The 266-nt window shown below is 32.7% G+C and carries 1 protein-coding gene; it reads right to left on the bottom strand.

Annotated features, from left to right (window positions below):
* Positions 1 to 266 (bottom strand): hypothetical protein (locus tag SB786_RS36510; protein ID WP_410731620.1); only part of this gene is annotated, 266 nt, incomplete at both ends.

Below are 266 nucleotides of genomic sequence, written 5' to 3'. Positions count from 1 at the left end.
GGTAATTCTCCTACAGTTATTTCCTGAATCTTTTATAATAATACCACTGCTTGGATTTGAAATGTAAAAATCACCATCTAAATGAAGCCTAGATTTAGGCTCATGAACACCAATTCCTACATTCTTTAAATTTGTAACTATCATTGCTTCTTTTGTCCTGTCATTGATATCAGATGGCTGTTCAATATAAAAAGAGAGCCCGCTAACATTCATATCATTAATATAACTAAACCCACCTAGTGATATTCCATTCTGTGCGTTTAACA

Source organism: Burkholderia sp. SIMBA_062 (genome assembly GCF_046534765.1).
Lineage (GTDB): Bacteria > Pseudomonadota > Gammaproteobacteria > Burkholderiales > Burkholderiaceae > Burkholderia > Burkholderia ambifaria.
This window is presented reverse-complemented; position numbering and strand designations above follow the sequence as displayed.